General features: G+C 67.3%; 23 protein-coding genes. 7 read left to right on the forward strand and 16 right to left on the reverse strand.

All coding sequences use genetic code 11. From position 1 onward, the window contains the following. Positions 1–42 precede the first annotated feature (42 nt). The 4 genes from AC6CR5_RS26925 to AC6CR5_RS26940 all read left to right on the forward strand — a co-directional run bounded on the left by AC6CR5_RS26925 (position 43) and on the right by AC6CR5_RS26940 (position 4,982). The gene (locus tag AC6CR5_RS26925; RefSeq protein WP_006389246.1) at positions 43–1,206 is read left to right on the forward strand and encodes an ABC transporter substrate-binding protein; all 1,164 of its coding nucleotides are present in this window, start codon (positions 43–45) and stop codon (positions 1,204–1,206) included. 133 nt (positions 1,207–1,339) lie between these two features. Continuing rightward, positions 1,340–2,377: a branched-chain amino acid ABC transporter permease gene (locus AC6CR5_RS26930; RefSeq protein ID WP_026382592.1), complete on the forward strand. Its 1,038-nt coding sequence runs from the start codon at positions 1,340–1,342 to the stop codon at positions 2,375–2,377. Between the two features lie 5 nt (positions 2,378–2,382). After that, positions 2,383–4,221, forward strand: coding sequence for a branched-chain amino acid ABC transporter ATP-binding protein/permease (locus AC6CR5_RS26935; protein ID WP_006389248.1), 1,839 nt, complete (start codon positions 2,383–2,385; stop codon positions 4,219–4,221). Further along, positions 4,218–4,982, forward strand: coding sequence for an ABC transporter ATP-binding protein (locus AC6CR5_RS26940; RefSeq protein ID WP_006389249.1), 765 nt, complete (start codon positions 4,218–4,220; stop codon positions 4,980–4,982). Before AC6CR5_RS26935 ends, AC6CR5_RS26940 begins: the two co-directional genes overlap by 4 nt. Before the next feature lie 22 nt (positions 4,983–5,004). On the opposite strand, the gene AC6CR5_RS26945 is transcribed toward AC6CR5_RS26940, so the two are convergent. The 14 genes from AC6CR5_RS26945 to fdxA form a co-directional block, all read right to left on the reverse strand. Further along, positions 5,005–5,412, reverse strand: a complete 408-nt coding sequence (locus AC6CR5_RS26945) for an ASCH domain-containing protein (protein WP_054496880.1) — start codon at positions 5,410–5,412, stop codon at positions 5,005–5,007. Beyond that, positions 5,409–7,559: a phosphocholine-specific phospholipase C gene (locus AC6CR5_RS26950; RefSeq protein ID WP_498085078.1), complete on the reverse strand. Its 2,151-nt coding sequence runs from the start codon at positions 7,557–7,559 to the stop codon at positions 5,409–5,411. Before AC6CR5_RS26950 ends, AC6CR5_RS26945 begins: the two co-directional genes overlap by 4 nt. Positions 7,560–7,641: 82 nt before the next feature. Next, positions 7,642–8,487, reverse strand: a complete 846-nt coding sequence (locus tag AC6CR5_RS26955) for a branched-chain amino acid aminotransferase (RefSeq protein WP_395501222.1) — start codon at positions 8,485–8,487, stop codon at positions 7,642–7,644. 72 nt (positions 8,488–8,559) lie between these two features. Beyond that, positions 8,560–9,570, reverse strand: coding sequence for an ABC transporter substrate-binding protein (locus AC6CR5_RS26960; protein WP_395501223.1), 1,011 nt, complete (start codon positions 9,568–9,570; stop codon positions 8,560–8,562). Positions 9,571–9,682: 112 nt separating this feature from the next. Further along, positions 9,683–10,666, reverse strand: coding sequence for a branched-chain amino acid ABC transporter permease (locus tag AC6CR5_RS26965; protein ID WP_498085079.1), 984 nt, complete (start codon positions 10,664–10,666; stop codon positions 9,683–9,685). Beyond that, positions 10,663–11,550: a branched-chain amino acid ABC transporter permease gene (locus AC6CR5_RS26970; RefSeq protein ID WP_006389256.1), complete on the reverse strand. Its 888-nt coding sequence runs from the start codon at positions 11,548–11,550 to the stop codon at positions 10,663–10,665. The genes AC6CR5_RS26965 and AC6CR5_RS26970 overlap by 4 nt, the downstream gene beginning before the upstream one ends. A 98-nt stretch (positions 11,551–11,648) precedes the next feature. Continuing rightward, positions 11,649–12,863, reverse strand: coding sequence for an ABC transporter substrate-binding protein (locus AC6CR5_RS26975; protein ID WP_006389257.1), 1,215 nt, complete (start codon positions 12,861–12,863; stop codon positions 11,649–11,651). Positions 12,864–12,924: 61 nt separating this feature from the next. Beyond that, the gene (locus AC6CR5_RS26980) at positions 12,925–13,635 is read right to left on the reverse strand and encodes an ABC transporter ATP-binding protein (RefSeq protein ID WP_006389258.1); all 711 of its coding nucleotides are present in this window, start codon (positions 13,633–13,635) and stop codon (positions 12,925–12,927) included. After that, positions 13,632–14,405, reverse strand: coding sequence for an ABC transporter ATP-binding protein (locus AC6CR5_RS26985; RefSeq protein ID WP_006389259.1), 774 nt, complete (start codon positions 14,403–14,405; stop codon positions 13,632–13,634). Before AC6CR5_RS26985 ends, AC6CR5_RS26980 begins: the two co-directional genes overlap by 4 nt. Before the next feature lie 368 nt (positions 14,406–14,773). After that, entirely contained in the window at positions 14,774–15,409 is a 636-nt protein-coding gene (gene nth, locus AC6CR5_RS26990; protein WP_020924716.1) for an endonuclease III, read from the reverse strand. Then, positions 15,406–16,047: an electron transport complex subunit RsxB gene (gene rsxB / locus AC6CR5_RS26995; protein WP_047992317.1), complete on the reverse strand. Its 642-nt coding sequence runs from the start codon at positions 16,045–16,047 to the stop codon at positions 15,406–15,408. The genes nth and rsxB overlap by 4 nt, the downstream gene beginning before the upstream one ends. A 62-nt stretch (positions 16,048–16,109) precedes the next feature. Then, complete coding sequence (locus AC6CR5_RS27000; RefSeq protein ID WP_020924714.1) at positions 16,110–17,336, reverse strand: polyhydroxyalkanoate depolymerase; 1,227 nt, start codon at positions 17,334–17,336, stop codon at positions 16,110–16,112. A gap of 236 nt (positions 17,337–17,572) precedes the next feature. Then, positions 17,573–18,373 carry a ferredoxin--NADP reductase gene (locus AC6CR5_RS27005; protein WP_020924712.1) on the reverse strand — a complete coding sequence of 267 codons (801 nt, stop codon included), beginning with the start codon at positions 18,371–18,373 and terminating at the stop codon, positions 17,573–17,575. Between the two features lie 46 nt (positions 18,374–18,419). Next, on the reverse strand, positions 18,420–18,743 hold the full coding sequence (gene fdxA, locus AC6CR5_RS27010; RefSeq protein WP_006389264.1) for a ferredoxin FdxA: 324 nt from the start codon (positions 18,741–18,743) through the stop codon (positions 18,420–18,422). Positions 18,744–18,899: 156 nt separating this feature from the next. On the opposite strand from fdxA, the gene pncB reads away from it, so the two are divergent. Both pncB and AC6CR5_RS27020 read left to right on the forward strand, forming a co-directional pair. Then, complete coding sequence (gene pncB / locus AC6CR5_RS27015) at positions 18,900–20,075, forward strand: nicotinate phosphoribosyltransferase (protein WP_006389265.1); 1,176 nt, start codon at positions 18,900–18,902, stop codon at positions 20,073–20,075. Between the two features lie 70 nt (positions 20,076–20,145). Continuing rightward, complete coding sequence (locus tag AC6CR5_RS27020) at positions 20,146–20,499, forward strand: RidA family protein (protein WP_006389266.1); 354 nt, start codon at positions 20,146–20,148, stop codon at positions 20,497–20,499. A 164-nt stretch (positions 20,500–20,663) separates the two neighbouring features. Here AC6CR5_RS27020 and AC6CR5_RS27025 read toward each other — a convergent pair whose 3' ends face one another. Continuing rightward, on the reverse strand, positions 20,664–21,173 hold the full coding sequence (locus AC6CR5_RS27025; RefSeq protein ID WP_026382584.1) for a flavodoxin family protein: 510 nt from the start codon (positions 21,171–21,173) through the stop codon (positions 20,664–20,666). Further along, a complete protein-coding gene (locus tag AC6CR5_RS27030) occupies positions 21,170–22,003 on the reverse strand; it encodes a M90 family metallopeptidase (protein WP_026382583.1) in 834 nt (277 codons plus the stop codon). Before AC6CR5_RS27030 ends, AC6CR5_RS27025 begins: the two co-directional genes overlap by 4 nt. 108 nt (positions 22,004–22,111) lie before the next feature. Here AC6CR5_RS27030 and AC6CR5_RS27035 point away from each other — a divergent pair, with 108 nt between their 5' ends. Continuing rightward, positions 22,112–24,403: a RelA/SpoT family protein gene (locus AC6CR5_RS27035; protein WP_026382582.1), complete on the forward strand. Its 2,292-nt coding sequence runs from the start codon at positions 22,112–22,114 to the stop codon at positions 24,401–24,403. The last annotated feature ends 43 nt before the right edge of the window (positions 24,404–24,446 follow it).

Genomic DNA, 24,446 nt, shown 5'->3' on the forward strand with positions numbered 1-24,446 from the left:
GCCTCGACCGGGGCATAACAGAGCCACCACAGGAGACAAAACATGCGCAAGCACTTCGGCTTGTCCGCGGCCGCCGCCGCCGTTGCCCTGACCCTGCCGCTGCTGGCCAGCGCCCAGGTCAAGGTGGGCGTCACGGTGTCCAGCACCGGTCCCGCCGCGTCGCTCGGCATCCCCGAGCGCAATACGGTTGCGCTGCTGCCCAAGGAAGTGGCCGGCCAGAAGATCGAATGGATCGTCCTGGACGATGCCACCGACACGACGCAAGCCGTCAAGAACTCGCGCAAGCTGGCGTCCGACGACAAGGTCGACGTGCTGATCGGCACGTCGGTCACGCCGGGCTCGCTGGCCATGGTGGACGTGGCCGCCGAAGCCAAGGTGCCGATGATCAGCGTGGCCGCCAGCGCCAAGATCGTCGAACCCGTGGACGACAAGCGCCGCTGGGTCTTCAAGACCCCGCAGAACGACGCCCTGATGGCCGGCGCGCTGGCCGACGCCATGTCCAAGTCCAAGGTCAAGACGCTGGGCTTCATCGGCTTTGCCGACGCCTATGGCGACGGCTGGCTGGACGTGATGCAGAAGGCCGCCAAGGCCAAGGGCATCGAGATCGTCTCCATCGAAAAATACAGCCGCACCGACACCAGCGTGACGGGCCAGGTGCTCAAGCTGATCGGCGCCAAGCCCGACGCCATCCTGATCGCCGGCGCCGGCACCCCGTCCGCGCTGCCGCAAAAGGAACTGAAGGCCCGCAACTACGGCGGCACCATCTACCAGACCCACGGCGCCGCCAACAACGACGTGCTGCGCGTCTGCGGCAAGGACTGCGACGGCATGTACCTGCCCGCCGGCCCGCTGCTGGTCGCGGCCCAGCTGCCCGACAGCAACCCGGTCAAGAAGTCGGCGCTGGCCTACGTCGAGACCTACGAGAAGGCAAACGGCGCCGGTTCGACCAACACCTTCGGCGGCCACATGTGGGATGCCGGCCAACTGGTCGTTGCCGCGCTGCCCGCGGCCCTGAAGACCGGCGCCAAGCCCGGCACGCCGGAATTCCGCGCCGCCATGCGCGACGCCCTGGAAAACGTCAAGGACCTGGCCGCGTCGCAAGGCGTGTTCAACATGTCGCCGACCGACCACGCCGGTTTCGATGAGCGTTCGCGCGTCATCGTCAAGGTCGAAGGCGGCAAGTGGGTCTACCAGCCCGGCCTGTAATTCCCCCGGATTGCCCGATCCACGGGCGCCTGCAAGGGTGCCCGAGCAATGCTTCGCACCGGCCTCTCCGGCCGGTGTGTCGTATCAGTGTTCCGGGCGGGGTCGGAACACCAAGAATCAATAAGGTTGTTAGATGGATTCCTCAATTGCGCTGATTCTGCTGCAAGACGGTATCGTCAACGGCGCCATCTATGCCCTGCTGGGCATGGCGCTGGTGCTGGTATTCGCCGTTACGCGCGTCATTTTCATTCCCCAGGGCGAGTTCGTGGCGTTCGGCGCCCTGACGCTCGCGATGCTGGTGGACGGCAAGGTGCCCGGCACCGCCTATCTCCTTCCGCTGCTGGGCGTCGTTTGCCTGGCGCTTGAACTGCTGCGCGCGCTGCGGACCCGCAGCGCGGCAGGCCTGCCCAAGGCCGTGTTGACCTGTCTCGTCGTGCCGCTCGCGCTGCTGTGGCTGACGACCACCTACACCGCCGCCGGCAATTCGCTGTGGCTCAACATGCTGTTGACGCTGCTGCTGGTGATCCCGATGGGCCCGATGGTCTATCGCATCGTCTACCAGCCGCTGGCCGAGGCCACCGTGCTGGTGCTGCTGATCGTGTCGGTCGCGGTGCACTTCGCGTTGACCGGTCTGGCCCTGGTGTTCTTCGGCGCCGAAGGCTGGCGCACGCCCGCGTTCGTGAGCGGCCAGGTCGACCTGGGCTTCACCACCTGGTCGGCGCAGAGCCTGTTCGTGGTCGCGACCTGCGCGTTGCTGATCATCGCGCTGTGGCTGTTCTTCGGCAAGACGCTGTACGGCCGCGCGCTGCGCGCCACCGCCGTCAACCGCCGCGGGGCGCGCCTGGTGGGCATCAGCACCACCATGTCGGGCAGCCTGACCTTCACGCTGGCCACCGCCATCGGCGCCATGTCCGGCATGCTGATCGCGCCCATCACCACGGTCTATTACGACACGGGCTTCCTGATCGGCCTGAAGGGCTTCGTTGGCGCCATCATCGGCGGCCTGGCCAGCTACCCCGTGGCGGCCGCCGGCTCGCTGCTGGTGGGCGTGCTGGAATCGTTCTCGTCCTTCTGGGCCAGCGCCTACAAGGAAGTGATCGTCTTCACCTTGATTATCCCGGTTCTGGTCTGGCGTTCGTTCAGCACCCATCACGTGGACGAAGAGGAGTAAACGCCATGAACCGCATTCTGCTTGCCGTCTTCATCGTCGTCCTGGCGGGGCTGCCGCTCTTGCCTGTCACGCCCGAGTTCTGGGTGACGCAATTGAACTACATCGGGCTGGCCAGCCTGGTGGTGCTGGGGCTGGTGCTGCTGACCGGCGTCGGCGGCCTGACCTCGTTCGGCCAGGCCGCGTTCGTCGGCCTGGGCGCGTACACCACCGCCTACCTGACCACGCAATACGATGTGTCGCCGTGGCTGGCGCTGCCCGCTGGCCTGATCCTGACCGCCGTGGTGGCGTACCTGCTGGGCGCGATCACGCTGCGCCTGTCGGGCCACTACCTGCCGCTGGGCACCATCGCCTGGGGCCTGTCGCTGTACTTCCTGTTCGGCAACCTCGACTGGCTGGGCAAGCATGACGGCATCGCCGGCATCGAGCCCATCAGCATCTTCGGCATGTCGCTGGCCAGCGGCCGCCACATCTACTACCTGATCTGGGTGTTCGTGCTGCTGGCGCTGTGGGCCACCCGCAACCTGCTGAACTCGCGTCCGGGCCGCGCCATCCGCGCGCTCAAGAGCGGCGCCGGCATGGCCGAGTCGATGGGCGTGAACACGGCCGCCTACAAGGTCGTGATCTTCGTCTGGGCGGCGCTGCTGGCCTGCGTCTCGGGCTGGCTCTACGCGCACATGCAGCGCGCCGTCAGCCCCAGCCCGTTCGGCATCAACTACGGCATCGAGTACCTGTTCATGGCCGTGGTCGGCGGCGCCGGCTACGTCTGGGGCGCGCTGCTCGGTTCCAGCGTCATCCTGGTGCTCAAGGATCAGCTGCAGAACCTGCTGCCCAAGCTGCTGGACACCAACGCCAACTTCGAGATGATCGTCTTCGGCGTGCTGCTGATCCTGATGCTGCAATACGCCCGCAACGGCCTCTGGCCGATCCTGGCGGGCTGGTGGGGCAGCCTCACCGGCGCCGACGGCTCGCGCCGCAACCTGGCGCCGCCCAAGCCGGCGCCGGCGCTGCCGCTGCGCGCGCGGCCGCAGGCCGGGCAGGTGGTGCTGGAAGTGGATGCCATCCGCAAGGAATTCGGCGGCCTGGTCGCCGTCAACGACATCAGCTTCAAGGTCCGCTCCGGCGAGATCATGGGCCTGATCGGCCCCAATGGCGCCGGCAAGAGCACCACCTTCAACCTGATCAGCGGCGTGCTGCCGGTGACGCGCGGCAAGGTCACCTTCATGGGCGAGCGCATCGACAGCCGTTCGGCGCGCGAGATCGCCAAGCTGGGCGTGGGCCGCACCTTCCAGCACGTGCAGCTGCTGCCGGGCATGACGGTGCTGGAAAACGTCGCGCTGGGCGCGCACCTGCGTTCCGACGTGGGCGTGTGGGCGGGCGCCCTGCACACCGACCGCGCGCGCGAAGCGCAACTGCTGCATGAGGCCGCCGAGCAGATCAAGCGCGTCGGCCTGGGCGAATACCTGTACGAACAAGCGGGCAACCTGGCGCTGGGCCAGCAACGCATCCTGGAAATCGCGCGGGCCCTGGCCAGCGATCCGGTGCTGCTGTTGCTGGACGAGCCGGCCGCCGGCCTGCGCTACAAGGAAAAGCAGGACCTGGCTCGCGTGCTGGAACAGCTGCGCGCCGAGGGCATGAGCATTCTGCTGGTTGAACACGACATGGATTTTGTGATGCGCCTGACCAACCACCTGGTGGTGATGGATTTCGGCACCAAGCTGGCCGAAGGCGTGCCGGCCGAGGTGCAACAGAACCCGGCGGTGCTGGAAGCCTACCTGGGCGGCATCGACGACGACCTGCCGGAAGCCGACCAGGCCAAGCCGGTGTCCGCGGGAGGCGTGCAATGACGACGTCCAAGCCTGTTCTCGAAGTCAGCAACCTGTCGGCCCGCTATGGCAAGGTCGGCGCGCTGGCCGGCGCCACGCTGACGGTTCCGGCCGGCAGCATCGTCACGGTGATCGGCGCCAACGGCGCCGGCAAGTCGACCATGCTGAACGCCATGATGGGATCGCTGCCGCAGACTGGCCACGCGGCCGGCTCCGTGCAGTACGCGGGCACCGATGTGTCGAGCTGGCCGGTCGAGCGCCGCGTCGCCGCCGGCATGTCGCTGGTGCCCGAGCGGCGCGAGCTGTTCGGCAGCATGTCGGTCGAAGACAACCTGCTGCTGGGCGGTTTCCGCCGCTACCGCGCCCGCGAAAGCGGCTGGCGCGACACGCTCAACGAAGTCTTCGACCTGTTCCCGCGCCTGCGCGAACGCCGCGCCCAGCAGGCCGGCACGCTCTCGGGCGGCGAGCGCCAGATGCTGGCGGTCGGCCGCGCGCTGATGGCCAAGCCGGCGCTGCTGATGCTGGACGAACCCAGCCTGGGCCTGGCGCCGCGCATCGTGCGCGAGATCTTCCACATCATCGCGCGCCTGCGCGAGACCGGCGTGGCGATCCTGCTGGTGGAACAGAATGCGCGCGCGGCGCTGCAGGTGGCCGACTACGGCTACGTGCTCGAGACCGGCGAAGTCATCCTGCACGGTCCGGCGCGCGAGCTGGCTGGCGATCCCAAGGTGATCGAGAGCTATCTCGGCCTGGGCAAGGGCGCGGAGCAGGCCGAAGCCTGATCCACGCCGCGAGGCGGGCGCTTCAGTCCGCCTCGCGCTTGAACACTTCGACCACGCGGAAGCGCTCGCACACCAGCAGCATGTCCGGCGCGTAGCCGCCATTGCGGTCGAAGTAATCGATGTGTCCGGATCGCCAGACGTCGTAGGGCCCTTCGCCCTCGGCCAGGGCGAAGGCCTCGTCCACCTCGTCGAAACGCTGGATCACGATGCTGATCGTCTCGATGGCGCAGGCCGGACGGCCGCGGCCGTCCAGCACCACGTCGCGCCGGCCCGGCTCGGGCACCGGCTCCTTCTCGTTGAAATCGCGCAGCGCGCCGCAGGTGGCGGTCTTGGCGCCCGACAGCACCAACGCCAGCAGTTCGTCGGCCAGTTCGGGCGAGTCGCCGAATTGGAAGGTCACGGCGTCCTGGTAGGGGGCGGGCGGTTTCATGCGGGTGGCGTCCATTGCAGGATCAATTCTTCGCCCATCGCGGGGTCGGAGATGGAAGGCGCGCCGGTCTCGACGCGTCCGGCGAAGCGGCGGATGAAGCCGGGCGCGTCGTCGGCGCGCACGCTGAAGTCGTACCAGCCGCCGCTGGCGGCCAGGTCCCAGGCCAGGGTGGCGCCCAGGCCGGGCGCCAGCGCCGGCTCGTGGTGGCCGGCATGGCCATAGGCGTTGGCCTCGACCTGGAAGCCGCGCGCCAGCCCGCCGGGGTTGTGGATCTTCAGCCGCAGCGTCGGGCCGGCGGCATCGCAGGCGGCTTCGACCGCCAGGGGCGCGGGATCGGCGCGCAGCCGGCCGGCAAGGTGGCGGTGAAAGCCGTTCGGGCCCAGTATCCACAGATCGTAGCGGCCGTCGTCGCCCGTCACCTGCCAGCCATCCTCCAGGTGCTTGCCGGCTTCCACCGTGTAGCGGCGCGGGCCGTCTTCCAGCCGCTGGCGGTCGTAGACGTGCAGCACGGCGCCGGCACTGCCGGTATTGTCGAAACGCAGCATGATGCGTTCATCCGCCACGCGGTCCCGCGCCGACAAGGCATACGGCAGCGGCCGCGACGGCCGCGTGCCGGCCGCCTGCCGCGCCAGGGCCGGCCGTTCGGGCGCGGGCGGGGTGATGGTGCCCGGCAGCGCGGCGGCCCGCGCCGCGCGCGTGGCGGTGGCCGGCAGGCCGCGCGTCAGGTTGGCGCCATCGGGCGTGGCGAAATCGAAGATCGACGTCAGGTCGCCGCAGACCGCGCGGCGCCACGGCGAGATGTTGGGTTCGGCGACGCCGAAGCGGCGCTCGACGAAGCGCAGCACCGAGGTGTGGTCGAACACTTCGGAGTTGACCCAGCCGCCCTTGGTCCAGGGCGACAGCACGTACATCGGCACGCGCGGCCCCAGGCCGTAGACGCCGTGCAGGTGGGCGGCCGTATCGTCCTTTTCGGCGCCGGTGACGATCTCGTGGTATTCGCCGGCGGTGTCCACGGTGGACGCGCCCGCCAGCCGGTCGTCCGGGCCGCGCGAGGGCGGGGCGGGAGGCGGCATGTGGTCGAAGAAGCCGTCGTTCTCGTCGAACATCAGCAAGAGGACGGTCTTGCTCCAGACCTCGGGATTGGCGGTCAGCGCGTCCAGCACCTTTGCCGTGTAGTCCGCGCCCTGCGCCGGGCTGGAGGGGCTGGGATGCTCGGAGCCGGCCTTGGTGGCGCAGATCCACGACACCTGCGGCAAGGTGCCATCGAGCACGTCCTGGCGCAGCAGGTCCAGGCCGCGGGTGGTCAACGCCTTGTCCTTGAGCGCGGCCAGCGAGCCCGGCACGCCGTGGTAAGCGTCGCGGTAGGCCTTGAAGCCCGCGGTCGGGTTGAGCGAGTAGTTGTCCGCCATGTCCTGGTAGATGCGCCAGCGGATGCCGGCGCGCTCCAGGCGTTCGGGATAGGTGGTCCAGGTGTAGGCGCCGGCCGGATCGCCGCCGCCCAGCTTGTTGTAGGTGTTGCCCAGCGCCGGCCCGTGGCCGCGCCCCAGGCCGTCGTTGGTGCCGCTCCAGAGGAACAGCCGATTCGTATTGGTGCCGCCGGTGAACGAGCAGTGGTAGGCGTCGCACACGGTGAAGGCGCGCGCCATGGCGTACTGGAACGGCATGTCGGCCTCGGTGTAGTACGCCATCGAATGGTTCTTCTTGGCGGCCGGCCATTGGCCCATGCGGCCGGCGTCCCAGGCGTCCTGGGCGTTGGACCAGGTGTGCGGCGTGCTGGCCACGCGCATGGCCTCGTAGGCCGCGCCGGTGTCGAGCCGGAACGGCAGCACGCTGCGGGGCGCGCCGGCATCGGGACGGCCGTTGTACTGCGCCCAGACCGTGCGGCGTTCGAAGTCGGGACTGGCGGGCACCGGGATGGGAAAGCGGTCGCCGAAGCCGCGCACCCCGGCGAGGCCGCCGAAGTAATGGTCGAACGAACGGTTTTCCTGCATGAAGATGACGATGTGCTCGACGTCCTCGATCGTGCCCTTGCTGCGGTTGGCGGGAATCGCCAGCGCGCGGCGGATGGAGGCGGGCAGCAGCGCCAGGGCGCTGCCGGCGCCGGCGATCGCGGCGCCGCCGCGCAGGAATTCGCGTCGGGATTGCATGCGGGGGGTGTCCTTGCGGGGTGTCCTTGTCATGCGGCGCCGTCCCGGACGGGGCGGCGCGTTCCGTGGCGCCGCGGGGCGCCTACCGCTTGCGGGTGCTTTCGGCGTAGTCCATGTACAGCTTGTGGGCGCGGCGCGCCAGCGGGCCGTATTCCAGCTTGCGGTCTTCGACGCGGTTCACGTGCACCACCTTGCCGTAGTTGCCGGACGAGAACACTTCGTCGGCGGCCTCGATATCGGCGCGCGTCAGGCTGCGTTCCTGGACTTCCACGCCGTCGGCCTTGAGCAGCGCCAGCACGCGGCGACGCGTGATGCCGTTCAGGAAGGTGCCGTTGTCCACCGGGGTCGAAACCACGCCGTCCTTGGCGATCCACAGGTTGCTGGAAGCGAACTCGGCGACGTTGCCGGCGCCGTCCAGCATGATGGCGTTGTCGAAGCCCTTGTCCATCGCCTCGCGGATGGCGCGCTGGCCATTGGGGTAAAGGCACGAGGCCTTGGCGTCGGTCGGCGCCATGTTGGGCCAGGAACGCGCGAAGCTGGAGAAGCAGGCGGCAAAGCCCTGGTCGCCCGGCATCGGCACCTTGAACACGTGCAGCACGAACAGGGTCTTGTCGGCATCCGGCAGCAGGAAGCCGTCGGCGCAGAAGAACATCGGCTTGATGTAGAGCTCGCTGCCTTCGGGGAACTTGGCCACCGCCTGCAGGCACAGCGCCTGGATTTCCTGCCAGCTGATCTGCGGCTTCATCAGCATCTTTTCGGCCGAGCGCACCACGCGCTGGCAGTGCAGGTCCAGGTCGGGCGTCAGGCCGCGGAACGCGCGCGCGCCGTCGAAGACCATGCTGGCCATCCAGAAGGCGTGGTCGGCGGGGCCGAGCAGTTTGGGGTTTTCGGTGGTCCAGTGACCGTTGTGCCAGAACAAGGCGTCCATGGTGGTTTCCTTCGGTGTCAGGTTGGCGCATCTCGGCGCCGAAACGTCAGGATACATGAGGCGCGGACCGCCTCACTCCTTGTCGAGCGCCGCCTGCACCCGTTCGGCCGCATCGGCCGGCATCCACTGCCGCCAGACCGGGCCGTACCGCTTGAGGAAATAGCGCGCCGCCTCTTCGGGCTCCTTGCCTTCGTTCTCCAGCCAGCCCAGCGTGGCGTCGATGGCGTCGCTCGGAATGGTCAGCTTGGCCAGGAACGCGGCCAACTGCGGCGCCTCCTTGGCGAAGGCGCTGTTGACACCGGTGACCACGGGGTTGGGCTTGAACTCGGTGGCCACCGGCTTGGCGCACTTGGTATCGGTCAGGCAGGTATAGGCGGTCTGGTCGAAGGCCGGTAGTTCCAGCTTGACCAGGTCGAGCGCGCCGACCAGCGCGGTGGGCGTCCAGTAGTAGAAGACGATGTCGCGCTTGCGCTTGTAGGCCGACAGGATGGCGGCCTTCTGCGCGGCGCCGGAACCGGGCGCGAACAGGCTGTAGTCGCGCTCCAGGCCCAGGGCGCGCAACAGGTTGTCGTTGAGCGTGCCGCAGGCCCAGCCGGCCGGGCAGCCGTAGATGCGGCCGCGGCCGGGATCCTCGGGGTCGGCGAAGACTTCCTTGAAGCGCGCCAGGTCCGCCGCCGATTTCAGCTCGGGATGGCGCTGCACGGTGTAACGCGGCACGTACCAGCCTTCGCCGGCGTCGTAGACATGCCCCAGGCCCTGCACCCGACCGCTGGCCAGCGCCTTTTTCCAGGCCACCTCGATCTGCCCCGGCCACACCTCGGGCGTGACGTCGACGTCGCCGCGCTGCAGGGCAGCCAGCATGGGCAGCGTCTCGCCGATCTCGACGCTGGTCTTGCAGCCGTAGCCGTGTTCCATCACGTAGCGTTCGATGCCCGCCAGCACCAGGTTGGATTCCCAGTTCAGGCCGCTGAAGCGGACCGGGCGGTCGACTTCGCAGACCGGCTTGGCGGCGTGGGCGGCGGCGGGCGCGAGCAAGGCGGCGGACAGGGCCAGGACGCCGGCGAGCAAAGGCTTCATGCGCATGATGGAGCACCTTTCTGATTGCGTGCCGGTCATTGTAAAGGCGCCATGCAATCGGGGCCGCGTGCAGCGGCCCCGAAGGTCAGGCAGGCGATGCGGCCGGCGGCCGCGCGGATCAGGCGCGCGCGGCGCGCCGCTTCTCGATCAGCGCCCCGATCTCGCCGACGATGCCGCGGCGGAACGCCAGCACGCAGATCACGAAGATCAGGCCGATCACGATGGTCACCGATTCGCCCAGGCGCAGGAACCAGTCCACGCCGGTCAGGCTGGCCATCATCTGGCCGAAGTCGCCGACCTTGTTTTCCAGCAGCACCACGATGAACGCGCCGAGGATAGGCCCGGTCAGCGTGCCGAGCCCGCCGATCAGCGTCATCAGGATCACCAGGCCCGACATCTGCCAGGTCGCATCCGACAGGGTCGCGGACACGAACACCAGCGTCTTGGTGGCGCCCGCCAGGCCGGCGATGGCGGCCGACAGCACGAAGGCCAGCAGCTTGAAGCGATCGACGTCGTAGCCCAGCGAGATCGCGCGCGGCTCGTTCTCGCGCAGCGCCTGCAGCACCTGGCCGAACGGCGAATGCACCGTGCGCCAGATGATGAAGTAGCCGATGATGAACACGCCCATCACCAGGTAGTACAGGTTCAGGTCCTTGGACAGGTCGATGATGCCCAGCAGCGTGCCGCGCGGCACGCTCTGCAGGCCGTCCTCGCCGCCGGTGAACTTGGCCTGCAGGAAGAAGAAGAACACCATCTGCGCCAGCGCCAGCGTGATCATGGCGAAGTAGATGCCGCTGCGGCGGATCGCCAGCGCGCCCATCGCCAGGCCCAGCAGCGTGGCCACGGCAACGCCGAACAGCAGGCCGATCTCGGTCGGCACGCCCCATACCTTGAGCGCGTGGCCGGCCGCGTAGGCGGCGCTGCCCAGGAAGGCGGCGTGGCCGAACGACAGCAGGCCGGTAAAGCCCAGCAGCAGGTTGAAGGCGCAGGCGAACAGGGCATAGCACATGATCTTCATGGCGAAGATCGGATACACCCCGACGAAAGGAAGTATGGCCACCACGACGGCCAGGACCGCATAGCCCAGGAATTGACGATTCATTTCTCTTTTCCGAACAGCCCGGCCGGGCGGAGCAACAGGACAATGGCCATGATGATGAAGACGACCGTGCTGGACGCCTCGGGCCAGAACACCTTGGTCAGGCCTTCGATCACGCCCAGGCCTAGGCCGGTGACGATGGCGCCCATGATGGACCCCATGCCGCCGATCACGACCACCGCGAACACCACAATGATGAGGTTGGACCCCATCAGCGGGGAGATCTGCAGCACCGGCGCCGCCAGCACGCCGGCAAAGCCCGCCAGCGCCACGCCGAAGCCGTAGGTCAGCGTGATCATGCGCGGCACGTTGACGCCGAAGGCCTCGACCAGGCGCGGGTTCTCGGTGCCGGCGCGCAGCAGGGCGCCAAGCCGCGTGCGTTCGATCACGAACCAGGTCGCCAGGCACACCACCACCGATGCCGCCACCACCCAGCCGCGGTAGTTGGGCAGCACCATGAAGCCCAGGTTGGTGGCGCCGCGCAGGGCGTCGGGCGTGGGGTAGGGCTGCCCCGACACGCCGTAGAAGCTGCGGAACAGGCCTTCGATCAGCAGCGTCAAACCGAAGGTCAGCAGCAGCCCGTAGAGGTGGTCGAGCTTGTACAGGTGTTTGAGCAACAGCTTTTCGATGATGATGCCGAACAACCCGACCACCAGCGGCGCCAGGATCAGCATGACCCAGTAATTCAACCCCAGGTACGACAGCCCCATCCAGGCCAGGAAGGCGCCCAGCATGTAGAGCGCGCCGTGCGCGAAGTTGATGACGTTCAGCAGTCCGAAGATAACCGCCAGGCCGAGCGACAGCATGGCGTAGAACGAACCGTTGACCAGTCCCAGCAGCAACTGGCCGAACAAGGCCTGTATGGGGATGCCGAAAATATCAGTCATCTTGTAAAAATCCTGCGCGTACGAAGGGAAGCGGGCAAATTCAGGATGCGACCCGGCCGCGCGGGCCAGGTCGCATCAATGGGTCGCATCGACGGGAATTACTTCTTGACCAGCTTGCAGGTCGACTCGGACAGCTTGGTGTAGACCTCGTCACCCGGCAGCGTGGCCACGACCTTGTAGTAGTCCCACGGGCCCTTGGATTCGGCCGGCGTCTTCACCTGCATCAGGTACATGTCGTGGATCATGCGGCCGTCTTCGCGCACATAGCCACCCTGGGTGAAGAAGTCGTTGATCTTGTTCGACTTCATCCACTTCATGAGGGTGTCGGCATCGTCGGTGCCGGTGGCCTTCACGCCGTTCAGGTAGAACGTGACGGACGAGTAATCGCCCGCCTGCAGCATGGACGGCTTGCGGCCGACCTTGGCTTCGAACTTCTTGGACCAGGCGCGCGAGGCGTCGGATTGATCCCAGTACCAGCCGTCGGTCAGGTACATGCCCTTGGTGGCTTCCAGGCCCAGCGAGTGCACGTCGTTGATGAACACCAGCAGGCCGGCCATCTTCATGGTCTTGGTGACGCCGAATTCGTTGGCGGCCTTGATGGTGTTGATGGTGTCGCCACCGGCATTGGCCATGCCCAGGATCTGCGCCTTGGACGACTGCGCCTGCAGCAGGAACGACGAGAAGTCGGAGGCGCCCAGCGGAGCGCGCACCTGGCCCTTGATCTCGCCGCCGGCGGCCTTGACCACGGCCATGGTGTCGCGTTCGAGGGCGTGGCCGAAGGCGTAGTCGGCGGTCAGGAAGAACCAGCTCTTGCCGCCATCCTTCACCACCGCCGAACCGGTGCCGCGCGCCAGCGCGACCGTGTCATAGGCGTAGTGCACGGTGTACGGCGAACATTGGGCATTGGTCAGGTCCGAAGCGCCCGCGCCGATGGCGATGAAGGGTTTCTTCTTCTCGGCGGCCACGGCCGCCATGGCCAGGCTGGTGGCCGAGTTGGTGCCGGCGATGATGACGTCGACCTTCTGCTGGTCGAACCATTCGCGCGCGCGGGCCGAGGCCACGTCGGCCTTGTTCTGGTGGTCCGCCGACAGCACCTCGATCTTCTTGCCGTTGACGTTGCCGCCGAAGTCCTCGATCGCCATGCGGACCGCTTCCAGGCCCGCCTTGCCATCGATGTCGGAATACACGCCGGACATGTCGGTGATGAAGCCGATGCGGATGACATCGTCGGAGATGCCTTGTGCCTGGGCGGTCGCCCCGGCGAATCCCAGGCCCGCCATGGCCAGTGCAGCAGTGATGGTGTGCAGCTTCATGGGATGACTCCTCTTCCCTTTGGTGTATGGGATGCCGGGAACCCGGCGGATGACAGGTTATTCAGACGCCCAGCAATTCGTTGAGCGTGTCCTGTTTTTCTGAAAGTTCGGCGGCTTCGAAATGCTCGACGATCTGGCCGTGCTCCATGACGTAGAAGCGATCGGCCAGCGGCGCCGCGAAGCGGAAATTCTGTTCCACCATGACGATGGTGTAGCCACGCTGCTTGAGCGCGGTGATCATGCGGGCCAGCGCCTGCACGATGACCGGCGCCAGGCCTTCGGAGATCTCGTCCAGCAGCAGCAGGTTGGCGCCGGTGCGCAGGATGCGCGCCACCGCCAGCATCTGTTGTTCACCGCCCGACAGGCGCGTGCCGGGCGAATGCCGGCGTTCCTGCAGGTTGGGGAACATGTCGTAGATTTCGGCCAGCGACATGCCGCCGCCGAGCGAGCCCACCACGGGAGGCAGCAGCAGGTTCTCCTCGCACGACAGGCTGGCGAAGATGCCGCGTTCCTCGGGGCAATAGCCCACGCCCAGATGGGCGATCTTGTAGGTCGGCAGGTCGATGGCCTCGGTGCCGTGGATGCGCACGGAACCCTTGCGGGAACCGGTCAGGCCCAGGATGGCCCGCAGCGTGGTGGTACGGCCGGCGCCGTTGCGGCCCAGCAGCGTGACGACCTCGCCTTGCCCCACGCGCATATCCACGCCGTGCAGGATATGCGATTCCCCGTACCAGGCCTGCAGGCCCGAGATTTCCAGTGCCGGGGTACTCATGCGTGCGCTCCTTGGAGTTCGCCGTCGGTGGTGCCCATGTAGGCCTGCATCACGGCGGGATGGCGGGACACTTCGGCGTAGTTGCCCTCGGCCAGCACCGCGCCGCGCGCCAGCACGGTGATGGTGTTGGCGATCGAGGACACCACGTTCATGTTGTGTTCCACCATCAGGATGGTGCGGCCGGCGCTGACGCGCTTGATCAGCTGCGTGACGCGGTCCACGTCTTCGTGGCCCATGCCCTGCGTGGGTTCGTCCAGCAGCATCAGCTCCGGTTCCATCGCCAGCGTGGTGGCGATCTCGAGCGCGCGCTTGCGGCCGTACGGTAGGTTCACCGTGGTCTCGTTGGCGAAGGCGCCGAGGTCGACCTGGTCGAGCAGGGCGCGGGCCGGCTCGTCCAGCGCGGCCAGGCGCCTGGTGCTCTGCCAGAAATGGAACGACAGCCCGGTCTTGCGCTGCAGGCCGATGCGCACGTTCTCGAGCACGGTCAGGTGCGGGAACACCGCCGAAATCTGGAACGAGCGGATCACCCCGCGCCGCGCGATCTGCGCCGGGCGCTCACCGGTGATGTCGATGCCATTGAACTTGATGGTTCCCGAGGTGGGAGAGAGAAACTTGGTCAGCAGGTTGAAGCATGTGGTCTTGCCCGCGCCGTTCGGCCCGATCAAGGCATGAATCTCGCCTCGCTTGATACGCAAATCGACCCCATTGACCGCGACAAAACCGCGGAATTCCTTGGTGAGGCCTTTTGTCTCCAGGATCGTGTCGTCCATGTCCGCTGCACCGGCGTTGTATTTATTTGGACCCTGCCCGGCGTTATTCGCAGGGCCCCCCGCGGGGTAAGGAAAATCATGGCGATGCCACGGTTTTCTATAAGAGTTGCCGGCGAGTATGCGCACCTCCGAATCAAAATTCCATGAGGGTTTGTCATAGGTTTTGCGGTGCGGAAAGGTGAATTGTCGGATAGCGGACAATTCGCATGGCTACTGGGCGAAAACCCTATATCCTCATGCAATGCGTTGCAGCAAATCCGTATTGACCGTCATCAATCCGTCATCGTTGCAATCATCGGGAAAAACCCGGATTTGCCCATGCGCGAACGAACTTTCCGCGCGAATCCGCCGCGCGGGCGGCGCGGATCTCAGGCGGGAGTTTTGGCTTTGAATTCACAGAGATCCGAAATGCCGCATTGCGGGCATTTCGGCTTGCGCGCCACGCACACATAACGGCCGTGCAGGATCAGCCAGTGATGCGCGTCCTGCAGATACTCGCGCGGCACGAATTTCTCCAGCTTCAACTCGACTTCCAGCACGTTCTTGCCGGGCGCCAGGCCGGTGCGGTTCGAGACCCGGAAAATGTGCGTGTCGACCGCCATGGTGGGCTGGCCGAAGGCCGTGTTCAGCACCACGTTGGCGGTCTTGCGACCGACGCCGGGCAGCGCTTCCAGCGCTTCACGGGTCTGCGGCACTTCGCCGCCATGCTGTTCGATCAGGATGCGGCAGGTGGCGATGGCGTTCTTGGCCTTGGTGCGGTACAGGCCGATGGTCTTGATGTAATCGGACAGGCCTTCCTCGCCCAGCGCCAGCAGCGCCTGCGGGGTGCCGTAACGCGGGAAGAACTTGCGCGTGGCGATGTTCACCGACTTATCGGTGGCCTGCGCCGACAGCAGCACCGCGATCAGCAGCTGGAAGGGCGTGTCGTATTCGAGTTCGGTGGTGGGCTGCGGATTGGCGGCTTGCAGGCGGGCGAAGATCTCTCGGCGTTTGGCGGCGTTCATGGGCGCGGGGCGTTGCGGCGGGCGCGGGCACGGGCCAGCGCGGATTCAATGGCGGCGCGCTTGCGGTCTTCGCCTTGCGCGTCATCGGAAGGGGCGGCGGGCGCCGGCGCGGCGGCGGGCTCGGGCGCCATCAGGCGGGCGTTGTCGGCCGCCAGCCGCTCCATGCGCGCCTGGTGGTGGCGATGGCGCTGGCGGCCGGTGGCGGCGTCAGCGGCGCTCCAGGCGCGGCCGGCGGGGACCATCTCGATGCAATCCACCGGACAGGGCGCCACGCACAGGTCGCATCCGGTGCACCAGTCGGGCAGCACGGTGTGCATGTGCTTGTTGGCGCCGACGATGGCGTCGACCGGACAGGCCTGGATGCACAGCGTACAGCCGATGCAGTGCGCCTCGTCGATGCGGGCCACCAGCAGCGGACCGGGCTCGCCGCGGCTGGCGTCCAGCGGCAGGGCGGGGGTCTCCAGCAGCGCCGCCAGGGCGGCGATGCCTTCGTCGCCGCCCGGCGGGCAGCGGTTGATCGGAGCGGCCCCGGCGGCGATGGCCTCGGCGTACGGCAGGCAGCCGTCGTAGCCGCACTTGGTGCATTGCGTCTGGGGCAGCAGGGCGTCGATGCGATCGGCGAGTGAGCGACAGGACATGGCGGACAACGGGAAAAGCAAAGGGGCCCGCGAGGGCCCCCGTGGACGGACGGTGAAAGGCCTCAGGCCGATTGCCGGATGAATTCCGCGATTTTAGGACAGATCATTTCGCGCCAGCGGCGGCCGGAGAAAATCCCGTAGTGGCCGCAGTTGGGGGCGGTGTAGTGCATCTTGCGGTCGGCCGGGATGTTCTTGCACAGCTTGATGGCGGCGCGCGTCTGGCCCTGGCCGGAGATGTCGTCCAGCTCGCCCTCGATGGTGAACAGCGCCACCTTCTTGATGTCGGCCGGGCGCACCAGCTGGCCGTCGACTTCCCAGGTGCCGTTGGGCAGCGCGAATTCCTGGAACACCATGCGGATGGTGTCCAGGTAGAACTCGGCCGGCATGTCCAGCACGGCGTTGTATTCGTCGTAGAAGCGGCGGTGGGCCTCGGCGTCGCTGTCGTCGCCGCGCAGCAGGTCCAGGTAGAAGTCGTAGTGCGACTTCATGTGGCGGTCGGGATTCATGGCCATGAACCCGGCATGCTGCAGGAAGCCCGGGTAGACCTTGCGGCCCGACCCCGGGTAGCGCGGCGGCACCGGGTGGATGACCTGGTTCTCGAACCACGAATAGGGCTTGGTGGTGGCCAGGCGGTTCACCTGCGTGGGCGACTGGCGCGGATCGATCGGGCCGCCCATCATGACCATGCTGCGCGGTTGGCAGGGATCGTTGGCCGAGGCCATCAGCGACACGGCGGCCAGCACCGGCACGGTGGGCTGGCAGACGGAAATCACGTGCACGTCCGGCCCCAGGTGGCGGATGAAGTCCTGCACGTAGCGCACGTAATCGTTCAGGTGGAACGGGCCGGCCGACAGCGGCACCATGCGCGCGTCGATCCAGTCGGTGACGTAGACGTCATGGCCGGGCAGCAAGGCGCGCACGGTATCGCGCAGCAACGTGGCATGATGGCCCGACAGCGGCGCCACCAGCAGCACCTTGGGATCGTCCTGCGGGGTCTGGCGCACGTCGCGATGGAAATGCACCAGGCGGCAGAAGGGCTTGTCCAGCACGACCGATTCCGTCACCCGGACCGGCTTGCCGGCAATTTCCGTGGCGGGCAGGTTCCAGGCGGGTTTCTGGTATTCCTTGCCGATGCGCGTCATCAGCTCGTATCCCGCGGCCATCTGGCGCGAGATCGGGGTGTAGGCGAGGGGACTGTAAGGGCTGGAGAACAGCTGGGAACCGGCATCCGTGAATGCAGCGAACGGAGTCAGGAAGGCGCGCTGCATTTCGTGCAATTGGTACAGCATTTGGGGAAGTCCTTCTGGGTCGTGCGTGTGCCCCGATTATTGCGCCGGGGAGTAACGGTATTTCCAATTTGTCTGACGAAAGCGCCCGAAAACCGGATTTTGTGTTGCAAAAATGCGACCCGTCATCCCTTGCGCACCAGTTTAGGGCGCAATCGTGTTGCATTGGAGGGTAAAACGGCGGATTTTCGCCCTAGGCCGGACGGGCCAGGAGGGGCCGATCCGGACCGGGCGAAGACTCACCAGTAGTTTTCCACCGCGAGGTTGCCGGGGATGCCGCGGCGGCCCGGCTTGAAGCCGCGTTCGCCCAGCAGCTTGCGGGCGTCGGCCAGCATGTCCGGATTGCCGCAGAGCATGATCTTCGCTTGCTCCGGGTCCAGCGGCAGGCCGGCCAGGCGTTCCAGTCCGCCGTCGGCGATCAGGGCGGTCAGGCGCGCCTGCGGCATGCCGGGCAGCGTCTCGCGAGTGGCGATCGGCAGGTAGGTCAGTTTGTCCGGCTCGGCCGCGAACAGCTCCGCCAGGGACGGGTCATTGCGCCAGCCTTCGATTTCCTCGCGGTAGGCCAGCTCCGCCGCGGTGCGCACGCCGTGCACCAGGACGATGCGGCGGTAGGCACGCCACACGGCCGGGTCGCGCAGGATCGACAGGTAGGCCGACAGGCCGGTGCCGGAGGCCAGCAGCCAGAGGTCGCCGCCGGGGGCGAAGCGCTCCAGCGTCAGGAAGCCGTAGGGCGCTTTCTCGACATACAGCGCGTCGCCGGGCTGCAGCCGCGCCATGCGCGGGCTGAACAGGCCCTCGGGCACCACGATGGAATAGAACTCCAGCCAGGGCTGGTGTGGCGCCGAGACCATCGAATAGGCGCGCCACAGCGTCGGCAGGCCATCGGGGTCGTCCGCGCCCGGCAGACCGACGCGGGCGAACTGGCCCGGCTGGAAGGCATACGCGTCGTCGCGCGTGACGCGCACCGAGAACAGTTTGTCGGGCACCCAGGTATGGACGTGGGTGACGGTCTGGCGCGTGTATTTGGAATCGTCGGTCATCGGCGCATCGCGCGGCGCGGGCCGCTGGCGGCCGCGCGCTCGCGGATCATTTTTCCAGGTATTGCAGCTTGTCCTGCTTGCCGTTCCATTCGTCGGCGTCGGGCAGCGGCTTCTTGGCTCGGCTGATGCTGGCGAACTCGGGCGAGAGTTCGGCGTTCAGGGCGATGAAGTTGAGCTGGTCCTGCGGCACGTCTTCCTCGGCGTAGATGGCGTTGGCCGGGCATTCGGGGATGCACACGGCGCAGTCGATGCATTCGTCGGGGTCGATAACCAGGAAGTTCGGACCCTCACGAAAACAGTCCACCGGGCATACGTCGACGCAATCGGTGTACTTGCACTTGATACAGTTTTCGGTGACTACGTGGGTCATTCTCAGGAGCTCCGGGCTGGCGGCATTTGTGTCTTGTTGCGCCAATTTTACCCAATGCGGGGCCGATACGCCGCCAATACCCTGTTGACATCGTGGCGCAATGGGGGTTCGGCCGGGCCCGCTATGCTATGGTGTCGCGAAACGATACGCGCAATCATGATAATCACCTCGCTGCTCGACACCGACCTGTATAAATTCAGCATGATGCAGGTGGTGCTGCATCAGTTTCCCGCTGCCCAGGTCGAGTACCGTTACAAATGCCGGACTCCGGGGGTCAACCTGCGCCCCTACCTGGACGAAATTCGCGAAGAAGTGCACCAGTTGTGCCAATTGCGCTTCACCGAGGACGAACTTAAATATCTGGGTGGCTTGCGTTTCATCAAAAGCGACTTCGTCGATTTCCTCGAATTGTTCCACCTGCCCGAGCGTTGCATCAGCATCGAAGAGGGCGAAGGGCCGGGCGAGATCAGCATCGAGGTCAAGGGCCCCTGGCTGCACACCATCCTGTTCGAGATCCCGGTGCTGGCCATCGTCAACGAGGTCTACTTCCGCAACACGCGCAAGAACCCGGATTGGGCCGAGGGCCGCAAGCGCCTGCAATCCAAGATGCACCTGGTGCTGGACGACCCGGCGCTGGCCGATTTCCGCGTGGCCGAATACGGCACCCGCCGCCGCTTCTCCAAGGTCTGGCATGAAGAGATCGTGTCGACCATGAAGGCCCAGATGGGGCCGCACTTCGCCGGCACCAGCAACGTGCTGCTGGCCAAGCAGCACGAAGTCCTGCCGCTGGGCACCATGGGCCACGAATACCTGCAGGCCTGCCAGGCGCTCGGTCCGCGGCTGCGTGATTCGCAGGTGTTCGCGCTGGAAGTGTGGGCCAAGGAATACCGCGGCGACCTGGGCATCGCGCTATCGGACGTCTATGGCATGGATGCCTTCCTGCGCGACTTCGACATGTATTTCTGCAAGCTGTTCGACGGCGCGCGGCACGATTCGGGCGATCCCTTCGTCTGGGGCGAACGCTTGCTCGAGCACTACCGCAAGAACCGCGTCGACCCGCGCGCCAAGACGCTGGTGTTCTCGGATTCGCTGACCTTCCCGCGCGCCATCGAGCTGGCGCGCCAGTTCGCCGGCCGCTGCAAGGTGTCATTCGGCATCGGCACCAACCTGACCAACGACCTCGGCCACGAACCGCTGCAGATCGTCATGAAGATGGTGCGTTGCAATGGCCAGCCGGTGGCCAAGGTGTCCGACGCGCCCGAGAAGACCATGTGCGACGATCCGGCCTACCTGGCCTATCTGCGCCAGGTGTTCCAGCTGCCGCCCGCCTGAAACCCGGTCAGGGTAAAGTTCGCCATTCTTCGCATTGTTCAACCCGCAACTCGTCATTAGGGGAATATTCATGAGCAGCATCAAGCGCTTCCACGTCGCCAAGCGCCTGTCGGACATGGCCGTGTACAACGGCGTCGCGTACCTGGCGGGCCAGGTGCCGGACGATTCCACGCTGGACATCACCGGCCAGACCGAGCAAGTGCTCGCCACCATCGACCGCCTGCTGGCCGAAGCCGGCACGGACAAGACCAAGATCCTGATGGCCCAGATCTACGTGGCCAACATGAAGGAATTCGACGGCATGAACAAGGCCTGGGACGCCTGGGTCGCCGACGGCAACTCGCCTCCGCGCGCCACCGTCGAGGCCCGTCTGGCCAATCCCGACTTCAAGGTCGAGATCGTCGTCACCGCCGCCGTCGCCTGATCGGCGCGTCCGCGCGATGAAAAGCCCTCCGGCAGGCCGGAGGGCTTTTTTGTTTGCGCAGGCCGTCGCGTGGCGTCACGGCGCCGTGACCGCCGGGAAGAATTGCCGACTCTGGCGACGCGCGCCGGGTCGGCCGGCCCGCGCTGACCGGCGGCTGGCCCGCGTCAACCCGCCGTCAGCAGCAGCCCAGCGAGCAGGCCGCCGGCTTGCTCGCAGCGCGCCAGCTCGGCCGGGGCCACGGTCTTGGGGGCGGCGATCTGTTCCGGCGTCTGGGCGCCCAGGTTGACGATCAGGGCCGGCGCCACGGCCCGCAGCCGCCAGCCGGTGCAGATGCGCTCCACCTGGCGCGCCGCGCCGGCGCCGTCGCTGCCGGCGCTGACCAGGCAGGCGTAGGGCCGGCCGGATATGCGATCGAGCACGCCGTAGTAGCAGCGGTCGAAGAACTCCTTCATTTCGCCACTCAGGCTGGCCAGGTTTTCCGGCGCGCAGAACAGGAAGCCGTCGCTGGCCAGCACCTCGTCGACGCCGGCGTCCGCGGCGCGGCGCAGCGTCACCGCCAGGTCGTCCGGCTGTTCCAGCTGCGCCGCCGCCGCGGCCGCGCCGCGGGCGGCGGCCTCGGCCATCTGGCGGGCCGCGCCGGTGCGGGAATGCCACACGATCAGCAGCCGTTTCATGGGTAGCGCGCCAGGGTGTCCTGGCGGTAGTAGGCCCGCAGCAGGCCGAACCATTCGGGCAGGGCCTCGGCCATGGGGTGGGGATCGACGAAGAAGTGCTCGGAACTGACGGCGAAGAACTCGGCCTCGTCGGTGGCGGCGTAGGGATCCAGCGGCAACTGGCCGTACCAGGCGTCGGCCTCGGCGCTTTCCGGGTCCACGTCATGCGGAATCGCGGCCTCCACCGCGTCCACCGCGGCGATGAAGCGGTCCAGGCTGTCGTCCAGGACGCGGCGCCAGTCGCGCGGCTTGATATCGCCGTGCGCCGCCAGCGACGGCATGCCGTCGGCAAAGCCCGCTTGCAGGTCGAGCTTGTGCGCGAACTCGTGGATCACCACGTTGAAGCCGCCCTCGGACAGTTGCGTGTCCTCCCAGGACAGCACCAGCGGGCCGCCTTCCCAGGCCTCGCCGGCGGCGTCCTCCAGGTATTCGTGCATCACGCCGTCCTCGTCCATCTGCTTGCGCGGGATGCGAAAGCCCGCGGGGTACACGATGATTTCGTCCCAGCCTTCGTACAGCGTGGGCGTCAGGTTCAGGATAGGCAGGCTGGCCTGGGCGGCGATCGACAGCCGCATGAAGTCGGTGATCTCCAGGCCGCGGGCGCCATTGATGGTCTTGCTGGCCAGCAGCCAGGCCGAGCGCGCCAGCAACTGCGCGGATTCGTCGGCGTCCAGCGCCGCCAGGAAGGGGTGGGCCTGCAGCACCTGCCGCCAGAGGTCGGGCGCGATCCGGGCCTGCATCTGCGCCACCTCGGCGGCGCGCGCTCCCCGGCCCTTGAGCCAGCGCAACATAAGCTTGGGTTCCTTGAATATGTGCCCGGCGTTGGCCGGGGTTTTCAGCATTGATTCCTAGTGTAGAGTGTCGGAATCTTCGTTTACCGTAACCGCAATACGCCCGCGATGTCCGCCCCGCCCGTTCCTGATGCGCCTTCGCCTTTCGACGCTTCCTGGCGACAGGAGGCGGGGGCGGGCCTCGACGCCGACGGCCTTGCGCTTATCGACCAGGCGGTGGCCTGGTCGGTTCCCCGTTTCGAGGGTCAGCAGGCCCTGACTGGCGAACCGCTGGCCTCGCACGGCGCCAGCGTGGTGCGGATCCTGGCCGGCCTGCACACCGACGCCGCCACGCGCGCCGCGGCCCTGCTGGCCGCCTTGCCGACCGACCTGACCGCGCCGGCTCCCGCGCTGCGCAACGACCCTGTCGCCACCGCCTTCGGCGCCGAGGTCGCCCGCCTGGTGCAGGGCACCCGGGCCCTGTTGCGGCTGGGCGTGGTCGCGCGCCAGGCCAGCGACGCCGAAGCGGAAACCGGCTCGCAGAAGGAAATGCAGCGCAAGATGCTGCTGGCCATGGCGGCCGATCTGCGCATCGTGCTGATGCGCCTGGCCTCGCGCCTGCGCACTCTGCGCTGGCACGCCGAAAGCAAGACGCCCTGTTCGACCGCCTTCGCCCGCGAAACCCTGGACCTGTACGCGCCGCTGGCCAACCGCCTGGGCATCTGGCAGATCAAGTGGGAAATGGAAGACCTGGCGTTTCGCTTCCTGGAGCCCGACCGCTACAAGCAGATCGCCCGCCTGCTCGAGGAAAAGCGGGTCGAGCGCGAAGCCTTCATCGCCGGCGCCATCGAACGCCTGCAGACGGCGCTGGCCAAACATGGCATCGAAGCCGAGGTCAGCGGCCGGCCCAAGCACATCTACAGCATCTGGAACAAGATGCGGGTCAAGCGCCTGGATTTCTCGCAGATGTACGACCTGCGCGCGCTGCGCATCATCGTCGACGACGTGCGCGCCTGTTACATGGCGCTGGGCATGGTGCACGAGATGTGGACGCCGCTGTCCGACGAATTCGACGACTACATCTCGCGGCCCAAGCCGAACGGCTACCGTTCGCTGCACACAGTGGTGGCGGACGACGACGGCCGTCCGTTCGAGGTGCAGATCCGCACCCGCGAGATGCACCAGTTCGCCGAGTACGGCATGGCCGCGCACTGGCGCTACAAGGAAGCCGGCGCCAAGGGCGGGCAGGTGGCGGCCTCCAGCGAGTACGACCGGCAACTGGCCTGGATGCGCCAACTGCTGGCCTGGAACACGGACGTCGAGGCGGGCGATGGAGCCGCGGCCGACAAGTCCGATGCGGCCAAGCCCGCCGCCGCCAAGTCCGGCCCGGGCAAGAGCCGCCACGCCGCCGTCACGCCGGCTCCCACGGACGAGCGCATCTACGTGCTGACGCCGCAGGCGCGGGTGATCGAGCTGCCGGCCGGCGCCACGCCAGTCGACTTCGCCTATCACCTGCATACCGACCTGGGCCACCGCTGCCGCGGCGCGCGGGTCGACGGCCAGATGGTGCCGCTGCAGACACGCCTGGCCACCGGCCAGACGGTCGAGATCATCTCGGCCAAGTCCGGCGGCCCGTCGCGCGACTGGCTCAATCCACAGCTCGGGTTCCTGGCCAGCCCGCGCGCCCGCGCCAAGGTGCGCATGTGGTTCAACGCCATCGAACTGCAGCAGCGCATTACGCAAGGCCAGGCGCTGGTCGAAAAGGAACTGCAACGGCTGGGCAAGACCGCGGTCAATCTCGAACAGCTGGCGCAGAACCTCGGGTTCGCCCGCGCCGACGACCTGTACGTGGCCGCCGCCAAGGAAGAATTCAGCCTGCGCCAGATCGACGCCGTGTTCCAGCAGCCGGCGCCCGCCGCCGAGCCGCAGCCGGCCGCACTGCGCCACGCCAGCGCCGGCAGCGCCGAGAAAAGCGGCAAGAGCGGGGTGCTGGTGGTGGGCGTGGGCTCGCTGCTGACGCAGCTGGCGCGCTGCTGCCGCCCGGCCCCGCCCGACGCCATCGCCGGTTTCGTGACGCGCGGGCGCGGGGTGTCGATCCACCGCAGCGACTGCCACAGTTATCTGGCGCTGGCCGCGCGCGAGCCCGAGCGCGTGATCGAGGTGGCCTGGGGCGAGACCCCTGCGGACACGTTCTATCCGGTCGACATCAGCGTGCGCGCGCACGACCGCTCCGGCCTGCTGCGCGACCTGTCCGAAGTGTTCGCGCGGCTGCGCCTGAACGTGGTGGGCGTGAACACCCAGAGCCGGCAGTCGCTGGCCCATATGGTGTTCACGGTGGAAGTGCGCGGCGGCGAATCGCTGGCGCGCGCGCTGGATGCCCTGGCGGAAGTGCCGGGCGTGTCGTCGGCGGTGCGCCGCTAGCTTGCGACGCGCAAGACGTGCCGCCCTAGGGGCGGGCGGCTCG

Source organism: Achromobacter sp. EG18 (assembly GCF_059759395.1).